Source organism: Rhodanobacter sp. FW101-FHT13A11 (genome assembly GCF_058790335.1).
Map to the genome: position 1 here is coordinate 141129 of NZ_JBYTCN010000002.1, position 16935 is coordinate 158063.

Consider the following 16935-nt stretch of genomic DNA (forward strand, 5'->3'; position numbering starts at 1 on the left):
CGCAGGCTCCGTGATCATGGGCGGGAGCCGGCGGCGTCGCGCAGGGCGCGCACGCGCCGGCCGAGGAAGTCGAAGTAGCGGTCGATGTAGCTGATGCCGTTTTCGCGATCGATCAGGTAGGGGTTCATCAGCGTGTGGCGCAGGATCAGCAGGCGGTCGTCGCCGGGAACGAAGCTGGCCGGGTCGAGGCCCAGCGCACCGAGGATACGCGCCGTCTGCGCCGCGCCGAGCATCTCCGGGCGCAGGCTGGTCACCGAGCCGAAGAACTCCCTGGTCTGCAGCGGCTGCTGCGGGTCGCAGCGCAGCTCGTCGTGCAGGGCGCGCACGAATGCGTTCGCCGTCGCCACCGAGGCGTTGCCGGGCGGGTTGAGCGCCAGGCAGACCAGGTTGCTGTCCGGCGCGAACGGCACCAGCGCGTGCACGCAGTCGGCCAGCTCCAGCGCGAAGCGTTGCGCGCGGGCGTGGAACGCCTCGGCCGCACGCACGGTGGCGCGCGGCAGCCGGCCGAAGTGGGCGTGGTCCAGCGGCAGCACCTTGTGCGTCACGTAGACCGCGGCAGCCGCCGCGCCGGATTTCGAGCCCTCCGGGATGAACTGGCCTAGGCTGCGGTAGCGCGCCAGGTAGCCGGCGGGCGTGGCGGCATGGAACACGTAGTCGGCGCGTTCGGCCAGCAGCGCCATCGCGCGGTGGTCGCGGCAGATGAAGGCGCCGCTGCCGTAGGGCAGGTAGCCGAGCTTGTGCGGGTCGACGGTGACCGAGTCGGTGTCGCCCAGCGCGGCGAACGCGGCATGCACCGCGGGCGTGGGGAACTGCGTGTAGTCGGCGGCCACTTCGTCGCGCGCGCGCAGCGAGCCGTCCTCGTGGCGGAACAGCGTGGCCAGGTAGCCGCCCCAGGCGGCGTCCACGTGCACGGCGAAATCCAGCCCGCGCCGGCGCGATGCATGCCGCGCGGCCAGCACCGCGTCGAGCGGGTCGATGGTGCCGTACTCGGTGCCGCCGAGCACGGCCACGCACATCAGCACGGGTTGACGCTCGCGTGCGCAGCGTTCCAGCGTGTCGTGCAACGCGGCGGGGTCCAGCCGCATGCCGTCGGTGGACAGCAGCTCCAGCTGGTCGCGGCCGAGGCCGAGCAGCTTCAGCCCCTTGCTCCAGGAGTAATGCGCGGTGACCGGAGCCAGCACCAGCGGCACGCGCAGCTGCGGATGCGCGGCGAAGAAGCCGGCCAGGCCGCGCTGCTCGATGCGCTCGCGCTCCACCCGCTGCAGCCAGTGCGCGCGTTGTGCCGGCGTCTGCGCGGCCAGCCAGCGCTGCCACGCCTCCAGCAGCGCGATGCCGTCGGCGGTGGAAAGATTGAAGGCGGCCCAGGCGTCCGCCGGCAGCGGCAGCTCCGGCACGCCGGCCGCGCGCAGCGCCACCGGGAACGCCTTCAGCGCCAGCGCCAGCCGCAATGCCTGGTAGTTCGCCAGGGTGCCGCCGGAGGTGAGGTGGCCGAACGCGCAGGCCGGCTGCGCGGGATCGTGCGGGTAGCCGAGCATGCGCGCCAGCTGCAGGCCCACCTGCACCTCCAGGTCCACGGTGACCGGGGCGGCATCCTCGCTGACGTTGTTGGGGTTGTACGGCAACGTGAGCATCTGCGCGGCCAGCCCCGGCAGCAGCAGGTCGGAGGCCATGTGGCCGATGTAGCGCGGGCTGTGGAACGGCACCGACCTCTTCAGCGCGGCGGAGAGCTGGTGCAGCTCGCGGCGCATGCGCGATTCGAAGGCGAGGTAGTCCGGGTGATGGGCGGCGGCGGTGGCGATCGCCGGCGGATCCTCGGGGTGGAAGTTGCGCCGCCAGTAGACGTGGTCGCGCAGGAACTCCACCAGCAGTTTTTCCAGCAGCGTGTCGTTCTCGCCGTAGGGGCCGAGGAAGCAGGCATCCAGCGCGTGGTCGCGCGGTTCTTCCGTGGGAAAGGGTCGTGCCGCGCTCACACCGGCCATCCGTGCAGCCAGCCCAGCGGATGATGCATGCGTGCCACCCCGAGCATGTAGACGTAGGTGGCCAGCGCGGCCACGTAGAAGATCCGCCGCATGCGCGGCGTGCGCGCCCGCTTCAGCGCCAGCGTGCCCAGCACCACGTAGGCCACCAGCAGCACCAGCTTGGTGGCGAGCCAGCCGTTGGCGTACAGCGCGTGCGGCAGGATGCTCACCAGCATCAGCGCGGCGGTGAGCAGGGTGGTGTCGATGGCGTAGCTGAGCCAGCGCACCGGCTCCCACTGCGCGGCGCCGGCGTGGCCGCCCTGCACCAGCAGGCCGCGCAAGGCGAACAGCAGGCCGCTGGCCAGCACGCAGGCGATGTGCACCCATTTGATCTGCGGATAGAACTCGAGCATCGGGGATTCGGGCGCGGGAATGGGGAATGGGACAAGCATCAGGGCGCGCCTCGCGGCGCGCCCTGATTTGCGTCACGCGTTGTCGCGGGCCGCCTGCGGCAACGCCGCCGGGGCCGGCCGGCGCTTCGGCGCCAGCCACAGCGCGGCGGCGAACACCGCGATCAGCACGGCGCCGACGGCGAACAGGGTGTCGCCCGGCACGCGCATCCACACCAGCAGGTGGATCAGCGGGCGATCCATGAACTCGGCCGAGCGGGCGAACCAGTAGCCGTGTTCCAGCACCGCCTTCAGCTGCAGGATGCCCAGCGGCAGCAGGGTCAGCGCGGCCATCATCGACAGGCCGATGTTGAGGCACCAGAACGAGCCGCGCAGCCAGCCCTCGCGCCACTGCGCCTCCGGCTTGATGCCGCGCAGGCAGAACAGCATCAGGCCCAGGCCGAGCATGCCGTATACGCCGAACAGCGCGGTATGGGCGTGCGTGGCGGTGAGGTTGAGGCCCTGCATGTAGTACAGCGCGATCGGCGTGTTGACGAGGAAGCCGAACAGGCCTGCGCCCACCAGGTTCCAGAAGCTCACCGCCACGAAGAACATGATCGGCCAGCGGTAGCGCGCCATCCACGGCGCGGCGTGCTGCTTCTTCCAGGTGTCGTAGGCTTCCAGCCCGATCATCGCCAGCGGCACCACTTCCAGCGCCGAGAAGCTGGCGCCCAGCGCGATCACGGCCGTGGTGGTGCCGCTGAAGTACAGGTGGTGCAGGGTGCCCAGCACGCCGCCGGCCATGAACACGATGGTGGCGAACAGCACGTTGGTGGTGGCGGTGCCCACGCGCAGCAGGCCCAGCTTGACGAACAGGTAGCTGATCACCGCGGTGGCGAACACCTCGAAGAAGCCTTCCACCCACAGGTGCACCACCCACCAGCGCCAGTACTCGACCATCGCGATGTGGGTGTGCTCGCCCCACATCAGGCCGGCGCCGTAGAGCAGGCCGATCGCCACGGTGGAGAGGAACAGCAGGCCCACGATCGAGGCGCCCTCCTTGTCGCCGCGCATCGCCGGCCACAGCGCGCGGCCGACCAGGAACAGCCACAGCATCAGCCCGATGAACAGGAAGATCTGCCAGAAGCGGCCGAGGTCGGTGTATTCCCAGCCCTGGTGGCCGAACCAGAAGTTGTACTGCAGGCCCATCTTGTCCATCACCGCGAACCACTGGCCGGCGAACGAACCGACCACGATCACCAGCAGGCAGACCCACAGGAAGTTCACCCCGAGCCGCTGGAACTTCGGCTCATGGCCGGAGATCAGCGGGGCGATGTACAGGCCGGTGGCCAGCCACGCGGTGGCGATCCACAGCACCGCCAGCTCGGTGTGCCAGGTGCGGGTGAGGCTGTACGGTAGGTAGTTGGCCAGCGCGAAGCCGTAGGCCTGCTGGCCTTCCACCTGGTAGTGCGCGGTGGTGGCGCCCAGCAGGATCTGCGCCAGGAACAGCGCCAGCACGGTCCAGAAATACTTGCCGGTGGCCTTCATCGACGGCGTCGGCTTCAGCTCGGTGAGCGGGTCGCGCGCCGGAATCGGCGGCAGCGGCTCGTGGCTCACCTGGCGCGCATGGTGCCAGCCGAGCAGGCCGATGCCGAGGATCAGGAACAGCACGCTGAACACCGACCACATGAAGCTGGCCGGGGTGGCGGTGTTGCCCGTCAGCGGATCGTACGGCCAGTTCTGCGTGTAGCTGATGGTGCTGTCCGGCCGGTCCGCGGTGGTGGCCCAGCTGACCCACCAGAAGAACGCGGTGACCGCGCGGCGATGGTCCAGCTCGGCGATGGTGTTGTCGCGCATCGCATAGACCTTGCGCAGCCTGGCGGTGGCCGGGTCGTTGCTGAACAGGCTCATGTAGTGCGCGCCCACCACCATCATCGCCTGCGCGCGCAGCGGCGACACCTTGATGGTGTCGGTGGCCGGGTCGTAGGTGTTGGTGCGCATTTCCGCCTGCACGCGCGCCTTCAGCGCGGCCTGGTGTTCCGCATCGAGCGAGTCGAACGATGCGGCGCCGCGGTCGTGCGCCAGCAGCTCCAGCATGGCGAGCGCCTCGCGGTGCATCCAGTCGGCGCTCCAGTCCGGCGCCAGCAGCGCGCCGTGGCCCCAGATCGAGCCGAGCTGCTGGCCGCCGATGCTCTGCCAGACCTCGCGGCCCAGCTCGATGTCGCCCTTCGTGTACAGCGTCTCATCGCCGCTGGTGACCACCGCCGCCGGCAAGGGCGGGGCCTGCTGGTGGACCAGGCTGCCGACCCACAGCAGCACGGCAAAGGACGCGACCAGCAAGGCCGCAAGTCCAAGCCAGAGTTTTCGGGTACTGCTCATTGCGCATCTCCCTGTAAGGATGCGCGCATGCTGGGGGCGGGGCCGGACGCCCTCCCTGATTCAAGTCAGTTTGCGCCGCGTCAGGTGCTGCACGAATTGTCGCAGGCAGCGGCGGCCGGCCGGACCGCCTGCATCGCGCCTGCCGGCGCACGATCCGGCAAGCCATGATGCAGGTCATGGCGGAGGCCTGGCTCGCGGCGGAGCCTGTATGCCTCTCATTCGCACTTCGGGATTCGCCATGCCTGCCTGGTATCCGTGGATTGTCCTGCTGCACCTGTCCTGCGCCATCGTGTTCGTCGGCGCGGTGGCGTTCGAGGTACTGGTGGTGGAATCGTTCCACCGGCATTTCGACGCGGCCACCGTGCAGCGCATCGAGCAGGCCGTGATGGCACGGGTGCGCAGGTTCATGCCGGTGGTGGTGATCCTGCTGTTCGTCAGCGGCGGCGCGCTGTTCGACATCCGCTGCGACGGCTTCGCCTGCGTCGGCTCGCGCTTCGGCAACTGGCTGCTGCTGAAGGTGCTGCTGGCGTTCGGCGTGCTCGGCGTGTTCGTCAACGCGATGTGGGCGATGCGCCGCGGCAGGATGGACCTGTGCCGGTTCCGGCATACCCATCGCATCGTGCTGGGCCTGATGGTGGGCATCGTCTTCCTGGCCAAGGGCATGCTCTACTTGTAGCCATCCTTCCACGCACGAGGTGCACCATGTCCCATGTCACGTTCAAGGGCCAGCCGATCAAGGTCGGCGGCCAGTTTCCCGCGGCCGGTTCGACGGCGCCGGCGTTCACGCTGGTCGGCAGCGACCTGTCCGACGTGTCGCTGTCGGCCTATGCCGGCAAGCGCAAGGTGCTGAACATCTTCCCCAGCGTCGACACCGGCGTGTGCGCCGCTTCGGTACGCCATTTCAACCAGGTGGCCGGCAAGCTCGCCGATACCGTGGTGCTGTGCATCTCGGCCGACCTGCCGTTCGCGCAGGCGCGCTTCTGCGGCGCCGAGGGGCTGGACAAGGTGGTCAACCTGTCGCTGATGCGCGGCCGCCGGTTTCTCGACGACTACGGCGTGGCGATCGCCAGCGGCCCGCTGGCCGGACTGGCGGCGCGCGCGGTGCTGGTGCTGGACGGGCACGACAAGGTGCTGCACGCCGAGCTGGTCGGCGAGATCGGCCACGAGCCGAACTACGATGCGGCGCTGAAAGCGCTGGGCTGAGCGACCACGCGTAGGAGCGCACCCTGTGCGCGAATGCTCTTCGTCACGTGACGGAAAAGCATTCGCGCACAGGGTGCGCTCCTACGGCCGCTCGATGCCGACGATCGGCACGCCGAACGGGCGTGCCTGCGGGTGCAGGCCGAGGCCCAGCTTGAGGCTGTCGCCGATGCGCCGGGCGTACTCCAGCATCTGCGCGGCGTGGGCCTCGTCCAGTTCCTCGGCGCAGGTCTCGCGCCACAGCGCGAGCCAGTGGTCGAAGTGCTCGACGCGGATCGGGTGCGGGCGATGCGCGGCCATCGGGTTGCCGCGGTAGCTGCCCGCGCGCAGCGCCACCGAGGCCCAGAACGAGGTCAGCAGGCGCTTGTGTTCGTCCCAGTCGTGCACCGCCGCGTTGAAGATCGGGCCGATCCGCGGATCGCGCCGCACCTTCTCGTAGAAATGGTCGACCAGCCTGGCGATCGCCGCCTCGTCGAATGATGTTGCCGGTTGCATGCGGGACATGGTGGGGCCGTGCGCGTAGCGATGGCAAGGAGCCGAAACAAAAAAGCGCATCCGGCCATGACAGCCGGATGCGCCGCCTTACCGAAAGCTTACTTGCCCAGGCTCAGCGTGCCCTTCATCAGCGCGGCGTGGCCGGGGAAGGTGCAGAAATAGGCGTACTGCTCGCCGGCCTTGAGCTTGGTCACGTCGATCGTGGCCGTGTCGGACTCGCCGCCGCCGATCAACTTGGTGTGCGCGAGGATGCGCGCATCGCCCGGCTTCTCGTAGCTGTTCGCCGCACCGGCCTTCATGCCGTCGGAAATCACGCCGGCCTCGTCGGAGGAGTGCGCCAGCACCCAGTTGTGGCCCATCGCGGTGGCCGGCAGCTTGCCGGTGTGCTTCAGGGTCACCTTGAAGGCCTTGCAGGTCTTCGGCACGGTGATGGTCTTGGTGTTGAACTGCATGGCGTCGTTGGCTTCGACGGTGGTCGAGCACTCGGCGGCCATCAGCGGAGTGGAAAGCAGGCCGAGCAGGGCAATGGCGATCAGTTTGCGCATGGGTGTCGCTCCTGGAGGAGGTGGTGAAGTTCGGGTGGATTCTGCGATGGCGGCGCGGGGCGGGCACTGATCTGGGTCATTGCCATGGCACCTGCTGTCATCGACACTCTAGCCATCGCTGGCGGAAGCCGGAAGGAGGCACGATGACGCACGTCGTCACCGAAAATTGCATCAACTGCAAGCACACCGACTGCGTCGAGGTGTGCCCGGTGGACTGCTTCCACGAAGGGCCGAATTTCCTGGTGATCGACCCCGACGAATGCATCGACTGCACGCTGTGCGTGGAGGAGTGCCCGGTCGGCGCGATCTTCCCCGAGCTCGACGTGCCGGCCGGGCAGGAAGTGTTCCTCTCGATCAACGCCGAGCTGGCGAAGGAATGGCCGGTGCTGACCAGCAAGATCCCGTCGATGGAAGACGCCGACAAGTGGGACGGCGTGCCGGACAAGCTGCCGCTGCTGAAGCGGTAGGAGCGCACCCTGTGCGCGAATGCTTTTCCGTCACGTGACGAAGAGCATTCGCGCACAGGGTGCGCTCCTACACAAAACGGAGAGGAGGCATAAAAAAGCCCGCAGATGCGGGCTTTTTTGTTTCATGCGACTCGGCGGCTTACTTCGCCACCACCCGCACCATCTCCAGGCACTTGTTCGAGTAGCCCCACTCGTTGTCGTACCAGCTGACCAGCTTGACGAAGGTGCTGTCCAGCGCGATGCCGGCTTCGGCGTCGAAGATCGAGGTGCGCGCGTCGCCGCGGAAGTCGGTCGCCACCACCTTGTCCTCGGTGTAGCCGAGGATGCCCTTCAGCGCGCCCTCGCTCTGCGCCTTCATCTCCGCGCAGATCTCGGCGTAGCTGGCCGGCTTGTCCAGCTCGACGGTGAGGTCGACCACGGACACGTCCGAGGTCGGCACGCGGAAGCTCATGCCGGTGAGCTTCTTGTTGAGCTCGGGGATCACCACGCCGACCGCCTTGGCCGCGCCGGTGGACGAGGGGATGATGTTCTCCAGAATGCCGCGGCCGCCGCGCCAGTCCTTGTTGCTCGGGCCGTCCACGGTCTTCTGCGTGGCGGTGGCGGCGTGCACGGTAGTCATCAGGCCGCGCTTGATGCCCCACTTATCGTTGAGCACCTTGGCCACCGGGGCCAGGCAGTTGGTGGTGCAACTGGCGTTGGAGACGATCGCCTCGCCGGCGTACTTCCCTTCGTTGACGCCGTAGACGAACATCGGCGTGTCGTCCTTCGACGGCGCGGACAGGATCACCTTCTTCGCGCCGGCATCGATGTGCTTCTGCGCCGCCTCCTTGGTCAGGAACAGGCCGGTGGACTCGATCACCACGTCGGCGTTCACCTCGTTCCACTTCAGGTTGGCCGGGTCGCGCTCCTGGGTCAGGCGGATCTTCTTGCCGTTGACCACCAGATGGCCGCCCTCGACCTTCACGTCGCCCTCGAAGCGGCCGTGCACGGAGTCGTGCTTCAGCATGTAGGCCAGGTAGTCCGGCTCCAGCAGGTCGTTGATCGCGACGATCTCGATATCGTTGCCGAAGTTCTGCACGGCAGCGCGCAGCACGTTGCGACCGATGCGGCCGAAGCCGTTGATGCCGACCTTGATGGTCATGAGGGAACGTCCTCCGATAGCGATGGGGTGGCGAACGGGCAGCCGCGACCGCGGCGCCGCGTTTCAGCCGCGAATCTTACAATGAAAGCGGGCCGGTCGCGGCGGCCGCTGTGGCAGACTCTGGTCATCCTTCCGCCGGAAAACACCATGATCCCGTTGCGCCGTTCCCTCGCCATCGCACTGGCCATGCTCGCGGTCGCGCCGCTGGCGCAGGCCTGGGGGCCGCTCGGCCACCGCGTGGTCGCGGAGCTGGCGCAACGGCACCTCAGCCCGGCGGCCGAGGCCGAGATCGAGCGGCTGCTGGCGCCGGAGCACACCGGGCGACTGGCCGACGTGGCCAACTGGGCCGACCAGATCCAGGACGACCCGGCGCAGGCCGCGTTGTGGCAGCAGACCCGCAGCCAGCACTACGTCAACTTCCGCGGCGGCAGCGACTGCGACTATATGCCGCCGCGCGATTGCCGCGACGACCGCTGCGTGGTGGCCGCGCTGCGGCATTACACGGACGTGCTGGGCGACCGCAGCCGGCCCGACGCGGCGCGGCGCGAGGCGCTGAAGTTCGTGGTGCATTTCGCCGGCGACATCCACCAGCCGCTGCATGCCGGCTACCGCGACGACAAGGGCGGCAACACGTACCAGGTGCAGTTCGCCGGCAAGGGCAGCAACCTGCACAAGGTATGGGACTCGGGCCTGCTGAACACCCGCGGCCTCGATTGGCAGGCCTACGCGCGCCAGCTCGATGCGGCCGGGCCGGTGGGCCTGCCGGCGCCGATCGCGCCGCTGGACAACCCCTACGCGCAATGGGCCGAGGAGTCCTGCCGGTTCACCGGCGCGGCGGGTTTCTATCCGGACGGCCACAAGATCGATCAGGCATATGTTGTTGCCGAACTGCCGCTGGCCGAACAGCGTCTGCGCGAAGCCGGGCGGCGGCTGGCCGAAGTGCTGAACCTCGCGCTGACGCGGTAGCGCCGGAGGCGTCATCTGTGCCCCGGTACACATCGGCGGCATGCATACGAATGCAGGGTGATGGCGCGCCGCGTGGCATCTGCTAGCCTCGGCGCATGAACGAGAATCCCCTGCGCCGCACCAAGATCGTCGCCACCCTCGGCCCCGCCACCGACGCGCCGGGCATGCTCGAGCGGATCATCGCCGAAGGCGTCAACGTCGCCCGCCTGAACCTTTCGCACGGCCAGCCGGACGATCACCGCGCCCGCGCCAGCGCGGTGCGCGCGGCGTCGCTGGCCACCGGGCGCGAGGTGGGCATCCTGGCCGACCTGCAGGGGCCGAAGATCCGCATCGAGACGTTCGCCGCCGGGCCGGTGGAACTCGCCGACGGTGCGTCGTTCGTGCTGGATTGCCGCCCCGACGCGCCGCCCGGCGATGCGACCCGCGTCGGCGTGAGCTACTACGGCCTGCCGCACGACGTGCACGCCGGCGACGTGCTGCTGCTGGACGACGGCCTGGTCGCGCTGACCGTGCAGGAGGTGGCCGGCGCCGAAGTGCGCTGCAAGGTGCTGGTCGGCGGCAAGCTGTCCAACCGCAAGGGGCTCAACCGGCAGGGCGGCGGGCTGTCGGTGACGGCGCTGTCGGACAAGGACAAGGCTGACATCAAGCTGGCCGCCGAGATCGGCGCGGATTTCCTCGCGGTGTCGTTCGTGCGTTCGGCCGAGGACATGCACCAGGCCCGCCGCCTGCTGCACGAGGCCGGCGGCAATGCCGCGCTGGTGGCGAAGATCGAGCGCGCCGACGCGATCCCGGTGCTGGGCGAGATCATCGACGCCTCCGACGTGGTGATGGTGGCGCGCGGCGACCTCGGCGTGGAGATCGGCGACGCCGAGCTGCCCGGCCTGCAGAAGAAGATCATCCGCGAGACGGTGCAGCGCAACCGCGCGGTGATCACCGCCACCCAGATGCTGCAGTCGATGGTGCGCTCGCCGATCCCCACCCGCGCCGAAGTGCTGGACGTGGCCAACGCGGTGATCGACGGTACCGACGCGGTGATGTTGTCGGAGGAAACCGCCGCCGGCGCGCACCCGGACAAGGCGGTGGCGGCGATGACCCGGATCTGCCTCGGCGCCGAGCGCCAGTTCGAACCGAAGGAGGACCTGGCCAGCGCCAGCCACCAGATGAACCGCACCGACCAGGCGATCGCGCTGGCCGCGATGGTGCTGGCCGGCCAGCTCGGCGTGCGGGCGATCGTGGCGCTGACCGAATCCGGCGCCACCGCGCAGTGGCTGTCGCGCTACCGCAGCGCGGTGCCGATCTACGGCATGTCGCCGTCCGGGGCGGCGCGCCGGCGCATGCTGGTGCTGCGCGACGTGCAGCCGGTGGAGTTCAGCCACGGCGAGAACCAGAGCATGGCCGCCTCCACCCGCGCCGCGGTGCAGCTGCTGTTCGAGCAGGGCAAGCTGGTCGAGGGCGACAGCGTGGTGATCACCTACGGCGACCGCGTCGGCCATGTCGGCGGCACCAACACGCTGAAGCTGCTCTCGGTCGGTCCCGACGGCACGGTCGAGAGCCTGCGCGACCTGTAACGGCCTGCTCGCGATCTCCCAGGCTGGCCCGCAGCTGTCCGGCGGACGGCCGTCGACCACCGGCGGGCGCCGGGGCGGTTACACTCTGGGCCGACCGCCGCGTGCACAGGAGATCACCATGAAAATGTCGTTTCGTCCGCTGGGCCAGGGCCTGCTGCTGGCGTTGCTCGTGGGGGCCGCGGCACCCGTGCTGGCGCAGGCGCGCAAGGTCGACCAGCAGAACCTGTACCGCTACTGGATCCTGCTCAATACCCAGGTGAAGGCGGTCGCGCCCAACAGCGGGCTGAACCTGGACAAGCCGGGCTGCGCGGCGGTGACCTACACGGTGGGCTCCGACGGCGTGCCGATGGATGTGCAGGTGGTCAAGGTGGCGCCCAAGAGCGACCTGGGCCCGGTCGCGCGCAGCGCGGTGTCCGACTTCCGCTACGGCCCCTCGCTGACCAACCGCATCAGCGAGCCGGTGGCTACCTACTACATCGTGCCGTTCAACGCCCCGGCCGATCCGGCGCAGCGCCAGCATCTGCTGGACGCCTGCAAGCTGGGCGGCTACGGCGCCTGATCCCCGGCCCGCGGCGGCCCGGCACGTCCGGCCGCCAATCTGGCCTATAATCGCCGTTTTGAAACGTGCCGCCCCGGTCTCGAGGCGGCGTCAACCATGTGCGGGCGGCGAGCCCCCGCGCCACGGAGTCGCCATGAGTATTGAAGATCTCGAAAGCATCGCCCTGGCGATGGTCGCGCCCGGCAAGGGCATCATCGCCATCGACGAGTCGACCAACACCATCAAGAAGCGCTTCGAGGCCGTCGGCATCGAAAACACCGAGGAAAACCGCCGCGCCTACCGCGAGCTGCTGCTGACCACGCCGAGCCTGAACGAGCACATCTCCGGCGCGATCCTGTACGACGAGACGATCCGCCAGAAGACCCGCGACGGCGTGCCGTTCACCGAGCTGATGAAGAAGAACGGCATCATCCCCGGCATCAAGGTCGACAAGGGCCCGCAGCCGCTGGCCGGCTTCCCCGGCGACGTGGTCACCGAAGGCCTCGACGGCCTGCGCGAGCGCCTGCAGGAATACGTGAAGCTGGGCGCCCAGTTCGCCAAGTGGCGCGCGGTGATCAACATCTCCGAGGAAAACCCCAGCTCCACCGCGATCGAGGCGAACTGCCACGTGCTGGCGCGCTACGCCGCGCTGTGCCAGGAAGCCGGCCTGGTGCCGATGGTCGAGCCCGAGGTGATCATGGACGGCGACCACAGCATCGAGGTCAGCTACGAGGTGCACGAAGCCGTGCTGCGCAGCCTGTTCAACGCGCTGTACGAGCAGAACGTGATGCTGGAAGGCACCATCCTCAAGGTCAGCATGGTGATCCCGGGCAAGGACTGCGACGAGCAGGCCGACGTCGAGGAAGTCGCCGAGGCCACCGTGCGCGTGCTGAAGTCCACCGTGCCGGCCTCGCTGCCGGGCATCGTGTTCCTCTCCGGCGGCCAGACCGACCAGCAGTCCACCGCCCACCTGAACGCGATGAACCAGATCGGCCCGCACCCGTGGCCGCTGTCGTTCTCCTACGGCCGCGCCATGCAGCAGGCGGCGCTGAAGCTGTGGGCGAAGGACATGAAGGCGAACTACGCCGAGGCGCAGAAGACCGTGCACGCGCGTGCGCGCGACAACGGCCTGGCCGCGCTGGGGCAGTGGAACGGCTGATCATCCGGAAGCGCCGTCCCTGACGGCGGCCAAGTGATCCGCGTTGTAGGAGCCCGCTTGCGGGCGAAGCCTTTGGCTTTTGCGAGTGCCGAATCTCCAATCTCGGCTCTCAACAGACGGATGTGCGGTCGTCTCGGCCCAAAGGCATCGCCCGCAAGCGGGCTCCTACAGCAAAAAGGGCGCCGTGAGGCGCCCTTTTTTGATGCATGGAACATTGAAACTCAGAAGCGGTATTCCGCGCTGACCGAGACCATGTCGGTGCTCAGGTCGACGTTGCGCTTGCTCGCGTCGAAGTAGTCGTAGTTCAGGCCGACGCTGAGGTTGCTGGTGAGGTTGTAGCCCACCCCGGCACCGGCGTACCAGCTGTTGGAGCTCAGGCTCTTGTTGATCGGGTTGATGTCGTTGCTCAGGCCGTGGCCGGTCCAGCTGTAGAGGCCGGCGCGACCGCCGACGTACCAGTTCGGGCTGAGGTCGAAGCGGCCGTTCGCGCCGACGGTCCAGCCGTGCAGCTGGGACTTGCCCGGGGCGATCACCGGCTGGCTGTTGAAGACGTTCTTCGCATGGATATTGCCCAGGTCGTTGTAACCCACTTCGGCACCCAGCGAGAAGTTCGGCGCCAGCGACCAGCGATAGCCGCCGTTGAGGGCATAGCCGGTGTCATGGCCGTCGTACGGGCCCTGGTTGATGGCGGTGCGGCCGACATTGCCGTTGATGAACCAGCCGCCGTTTTGGGTCGACGCGCTCTGTGCGAACACGGCGGGCACGGCCAGCAGGCCGGCGGTGCTGAGGGCGAGGGCAAGCAGGGTCTTTTTCATTTTCATGGAGCTTCTCCAGTTGTTATCGTGGCAGTCGGCCCAAGGGGGGAGTGGCCGCTGCTGGCGGTGCGCCGCCCAGGCTGGGCGGCGCACCTGAGGCTTAGATAGGGCGGGCGCCGGAAGATTCAATACCGGTTGGTTCAGTATTAAGCATTCGTTAATCCGGCAATCCCGCATGGCGCGGCAGCGGGCGCCGCGCCATGCGGGCCGTACGTCAGAAGCGGTACTCGGCGGTCAGCGATGCCGTATCGGTGCTCAGGCCGATGTGGTCCTTCTTCGCGTGGTAGTAGTCATAGGCCAGGCCCAGGCCGAAGCGCTCGCTGAAGTCGTAGCCCACGCCGGCACCGGCGTAGTAGTCGACCCGATCCAGGTGATGGCGATTGATGTCCTGGTTGCTGTAGCCGTCGCCCTTCCAGCCGTAGATGCCGGTGCGGCCGCTGACGTACAGGCCCTGCCATACGTTGATCTTGCCGTTGGCGCCGGCGGTCCATCCGCGCAGGGCCTGGCGCTGCGAAGTCAGGTTGACGGCGTTGCTGTTGAATGCGTTCTTCAGCTTGAAATTGCCCAGGTCGTTGTAGCCGACCTCGACGCCCAGGCCGAGATCCTGGCCCACCTTCCAGCGGTAGCCGCCGTTGAGCGCGTAGGTGGTGGGGTGGTCGCCGTACGGGCCCACGCGCATGTGCGCCTGGCCGACGCTGCCGTTGATGAACCAGTTGCCGCTGCCGATCGGCTGGGACGGCTGGAAGTTGCCGCCGGCCGCCGGGTTGGTCGGGTTGTCCTGCGCGAAGGCGGGCAGGGTGCCCAGGGCGGCAGCGGTGATGGCGAGTGCAAGGAAAGTCTTTTTCATGGGGATACTCCACTTTTTTGAGCCGGGCCGGTGGTCACGGGGAAGGACGCACGCGGTCGGGCAGCGCCTGGGGATGGCGTTGCGGGGCGTATTGATAACGGGGCCTTGCTGAAGGCATTCGAACCGTATGGCCCGGGGTTAAGCGGCAGTTAATTCCCGTGGCGCCGGCGACAGCGTGGGGCCGGATCGGCGACAATGCGCGCTTTTGCACCCGCCGGAGACTGCCTGATGACCACCCGCCGCGAACTCGCCAATGCCGTGCGAGCCCTTGCCATGGATGCCGTGGAAGCGGCCAAGTCCGGTCATCCGGGCATGCCGATGGGCATGGCCGACCTCGCCGAGGTGCTGTGGAACGACTTCCTGAAGTTCAACCCGGCCAACCCGAAGTGGTTCAACCGCGACCGCTTCGTGCTCTCCAACGGCCACGGTTCGATGCTGCAGTACGCGCTGCTGCACCTGACCGGCTTCGACCTGCCGATGGACCAGCTCAAGCGCTTCCGCCAGCTGCATTCGAAGACCGCCGGCCACCCGGAAGCCAGCGAAACCCCCGGCGTGGAAACCACCACCGGCCCGCTCGGCCAGGGCCTGGCCAACGCGGTCGGCTTCGCGCTGGCCGAGAAGGTGCTGGCGGCGCATTTCAACCGCCCGGGCCACGCCGTGGTCGACCACCACACCTACGTCTTCCTCGGCGACGGCTGCCTGATGGAAGGCATCTCGCACGAGGTCGCCTCGCTGGCCGGCACCTGGGGCCTGGGCAAGCTGGTGGCGATCTACGACGACAACGGCATCTCGATCGACGGCGAAGTGCACGGCTGGTTCACCGACGATACCCCGGCGCGCTTCGAGGCGTACGGCTGGAACGTGATCCGCGGCGTGGACGGGCATGATGCCGAGGCGATCAGTCAGGCGATCGCGAAGGCTACCGCGCAAGGCGACAAGCCCACCCTGATCTGCGCCAGGACCATCATCGGCTTCGGGGCGCCGCACAAGCAGGGCAAGGAGGAAAGCCACGGCGCGCCGCTGGGCAAGGACGAGATCGCCGCCGCCCGCGAACAGCTGGGCTGGCACCATGCGCCGTTCGAGATCCCGGCCGGGATCTATGCCGGCTGGGATCACCGCAAGGCTGGCGCGGCCAGCGAGCAGGCCTGGAAGGAGGCGTTCGCGGCCTATGCCGCTGCCCATCCGGAGCTGGCCGCCGAGTTCGACCGCCGCATGCGCGGCGAGCTGCCGGCCGACTGGGCCGCGAAGTCGCAGGCGTTCATCGACAAGCTGCAGGCCGACGGTCCCGAAGTGGCCTCGCGCAAGGCTTCCCAGATGAGCATCGAGGCGTTCGCGCCGCTGCTGCCGGAGCTGATCGGCGGTTCGGCCGACCTGGCCGGCTCCAACCTCACCAAGTGGAAGGGCAGCCTCGACGCCGCCACCGGCGACAGCGCCGGCGGCAAGGGCAACTACGTCTACTACGGCGTGCGCGAGTTCGGCATGACCGCGATCGCCAACGGCCTGGCCCTGCATGGCGGCTTCATCCCGTACGACGCGACGTTCCTGGTGTTCTCCGACTACGCGCGCAACGCGGTGCGCATGAGCGCGCTGATCCCGGCCCATGCGATCCATGTCTACACGCACGACTCGATCGGCCTGGGCGAGGACGGCCCGACCCACCAGCCGGTGGAGCACCTGGCCTCGCTGCGCTGCATCCCGAACAACCAGCTGTGGCGCCCGTGCGACGCGGTGGAATCGGCGGTGTCGTGGAAGGCGGCGATCGAGCGCAAGGGCAACCCGGCCTGCCTGGTGTTCTCGCGGCAGAACCTCAAGCACCAGCAGCGCAGCGCGCAGCAAGTGGCCGACATCGCGCGCGGCGGCTACGTGCTGTCCGATCCGCTGGACACCAGGTTCCAGGCCATCCTGATCGCCACCGGCTCGGAAGTGGAACTGGCGATGGAAGCCGCGCGCGCACTGGCCCAGCAGGGCGTGGCCGTGCGCGTGGTGTCGATGCCGTGCACCGAGGTGTTCGATGCGCAGCCGCTGGAATACCGCGAAGGCGTGCTGCCTTCCTGGTGCCGCGCCCGCGTGGCGGTGGAGGCGGCCAGTGCCGACTTCTGGCGCAAGTACGTCGGCCTGGACGGCGAGGTGGTCGGCATGACCACGTTCGGCGCCTCCGCCCCCGCGCCGCAGCTGTTCGAGCACTTCGGCTTCACCGTCGCGCACCTGGTCGACGCGGTGAAGCGCACCGTGTAGGAGCGCACCCTGTGCGCGATGCTTTTCCGCCACGTGACGAAAAGCATTCGCGCACAGGGTGCGCTCCTACAGTGACGGATCAGGCGAGCAGCAGGCGCGCTGGCCCAGCAGGGAGGGCGTGGCCGTGCGCGTGGTGTCGATGCCGTGCACCGAGGCGTTCGATGCGCAGCCGCTGGAATACCGCGAAGGCGTGCTGCCTTCCTGGTGCCGCGCCCGCGTGGCGGTGGAGGCGG

Annotated in this window: 17 protein-coding genes; 9 read left to right on the forward strand and 8 right to left on the reverse strand. The window is 68.5% G+C overall.

Annotated features, from left to right (window positions below):
* Positions 1-14 precede the first annotated feature (14 nt).
* From AC3WRN_RS03200 to AC3WRN_RS03210, 3 genes are all read right to left on the reverse strand, one after another.
* On the reverse strand, positions 15-1970 hold the full coding sequence (locus AC3WRN_RS03200) for a pyridoxal phosphate-dependent decarboxylase family protein (protein WP_492621859.1): 1956 nt from the start codon (positions 1968-1970) through the stop codon (positions 15-17).
* The gene (locus AC3WRN_RS03205) at positions 1967-2371 is read right to left on the reverse strand and encodes a SirB2 family protein (protein ID WP_492621860.1); all 405 of its coding nucleotides are present in this window, start codon (positions 2369-2371) and stop codon (positions 1967-1969) included. Before AC3WRN_RS03205 ends, AC3WRN_RS03200 begins: the two co-directional genes overlap by 4 nt.
* Positions 2372-2443: 72 nt before the next feature.
* Positions 2444-4726 (reverse strand): nitric-oxide reductase large subunit, encoded by a 2283-nt coding sequence (locus AC3WRN_RS03210; protein WP_492621861.1) that lies wholly within the window; start codon positions 4724-4726, stop codon positions 2444-2446.
* Between the two features lie 238 nt (positions 4727-4964).
* Here AC3WRN_RS03210 and AC3WRN_RS03215 point away from each other — a divergent pair, with 238 nt between their 5' ends.
* Positions 4965-5402, forward strand: coding sequence for a CopD family copper resistance protein (locus AC3WRN_RS03215; RefSeq protein ID WP_492621862.1), 438 nt, complete (start codon positions 4965-4967; stop codon positions 5400-5402).
* A gap of 26 nt (positions 5403-5428) precedes the next feature.
* Complete coding sequence (gene tpx / locus AC3WRN_RS03220) at positions 5429-5929, forward strand: thiol peroxidase (RefSeq protein ID WP_492621863.1); 501 nt, start codon at positions 5429-5431, stop codon at positions 5927-5929.
* Between the two features lie 81 nt (positions 5930-6010).
* Here the strand turns inward: tpx and AC3WRN_RS03225 are convergent, their stop codons facing one another.
* A complete protein-coding gene (locus AC3WRN_RS03225) occupies positions 6011-6430 on the reverse strand; it encodes a group III truncated hemoglobin (protein WP_492621864.1) in 420 nt (139 codons plus the stop codon).
* Between the two features lie 89 nt (positions 6431-6519).
* Positions 6520-6966: an azurin gene (gene azu, locus AC3WRN_RS03230; RefSeq protein WP_068097274.1), complete on the reverse strand. Its 447-nt coding sequence runs from the start codon at positions 6964-6966 to the stop codon at positions 6520-6522.
* A 143-nt stretch (positions 6967-7109) separates the two neighbouring features.
* On the opposite strand from azu, the gene fdxA reads away from it, so the two are divergent.
* Positions 7110-7433 (forward strand): ferredoxin FdxA, encoded by a 324-nt coding sequence (gene fdxA / locus AC3WRN_RS03235; RefSeq protein WP_068097271.1) that lies wholly within the window; start codon positions 7110-7112, stop codon positions 7431-7433.
* 139 nt (positions 7434-7572) lie between these two features.
* Here fdxA and gap read toward each other — a convergent pair whose 3' ends face one another.
* Positions 7573-8574, reverse strand: coding sequence for a type I glyceraldehyde-3-phosphate dehydrogenase (gene gap, locus AC3WRN_RS03240; RefSeq protein WP_068097268.1), 1002 nt, complete (start codon positions 8572-8574; stop codon positions 7573-7575).
* A gap of 147 nt (positions 8575-8721) precedes the next feature.
* Here gap and AC3WRN_RS03245 point away from each other — a divergent pair, with 147 nt between their 5' ends.
* From AC3WRN_RS03245 to AC3WRN_RS03260, 4 genes are all read left to right on the forward strand, one after another.
* Complete coding sequence (locus tag AC3WRN_RS03245) at positions 8722-9540, forward strand: S1/P1 nuclease (protein ID WP_492621865.1); 819 nt, start codon at positions 8722-8724, stop codon at positions 9538-9540.
* Between the two features lie 95 nt (positions 9541-9635).
* Positions 9636-11108, forward strand: a complete 1473-nt coding sequence (gene pyk, locus AC3WRN_RS03250; RefSeq protein ID WP_492621866.1) for a pyruvate kinase — start codon at positions 9636-9638, stop codon at positions 11106-11108.
* A gap of 118 nt (positions 11109-11226) precedes the next feature.
* Positions 11227-11667 carry an energy transducer TonB gene (locus AC3WRN_RS03255; protein WP_068097262.1) on the forward strand — a complete coding sequence of 147 codons (441 nt, stop codon included), beginning with the start codon at positions 11227-11229 and terminating at the stop codon, positions 11665-11667.
* Positions 11668-11800: 133 nt separating this feature from the next.
* Positions 11801-12805, forward strand: coding sequence for a class I fructose-bisphosphate aldolase (locus AC3WRN_RS03260; protein ID WP_068097259.1), 1005 nt, complete (start codon positions 11801-11803; stop codon positions 12803-12805).
* Between the two features lie 221 nt (positions 12806-13026).
* Here the strand turns inward: AC3WRN_RS03260 and AC3WRN_RS03265 are convergent, their stop codons facing one another.
* Together AC3WRN_RS03265 and AC3WRN_RS03270 are read right to left on the reverse strand one after the other, a co-directional pair.
* Complete coding sequence (locus AC3WRN_RS03265; protein WP_068097256.1) at positions 13027-13626, reverse strand: outer membrane protein; 600 nt, start codon at positions 13624-13626, stop codon at positions 13027-13029.
* Between the two features lie 208 nt (positions 13627-13834).
* The gene (locus tag AC3WRN_RS03270; protein WP_492621867.1) at positions 13835-14467 is read right to left on the reverse strand and encodes an outer membrane beta-barrel protein; all 633 of its coding nucleotides are present in this window, start codon (positions 14465-14467) and stop codon (positions 13835-13837) included.
* Between the two features lie 228 nt (positions 14468-14695).
* Here AC3WRN_RS03270 and tkt point away from each other — a divergent pair, with 228 nt between their 5' ends.
* The gene (tkt, locus tag AC3WRN_RS03275; RefSeq protein ID WP_492621868.1) at positions 14696-16702 is read left to right on the forward strand and encodes a transketolase; all 2007 of its coding nucleotides are present in this window, start codon (positions 14696-14698) and stop codon (positions 16700-16702) included.
* 139 nt (positions 16703-16841) lie between these two features.
* Positions 16842-16935, forward strand: a 94-nt coding sequence (locus tag AC3WRN_RS03280; protein WP_492622037.1) for a transketolase-like TK C-terminal-containing protein, incomplete at its 3' end; no start/stop codon positions are given.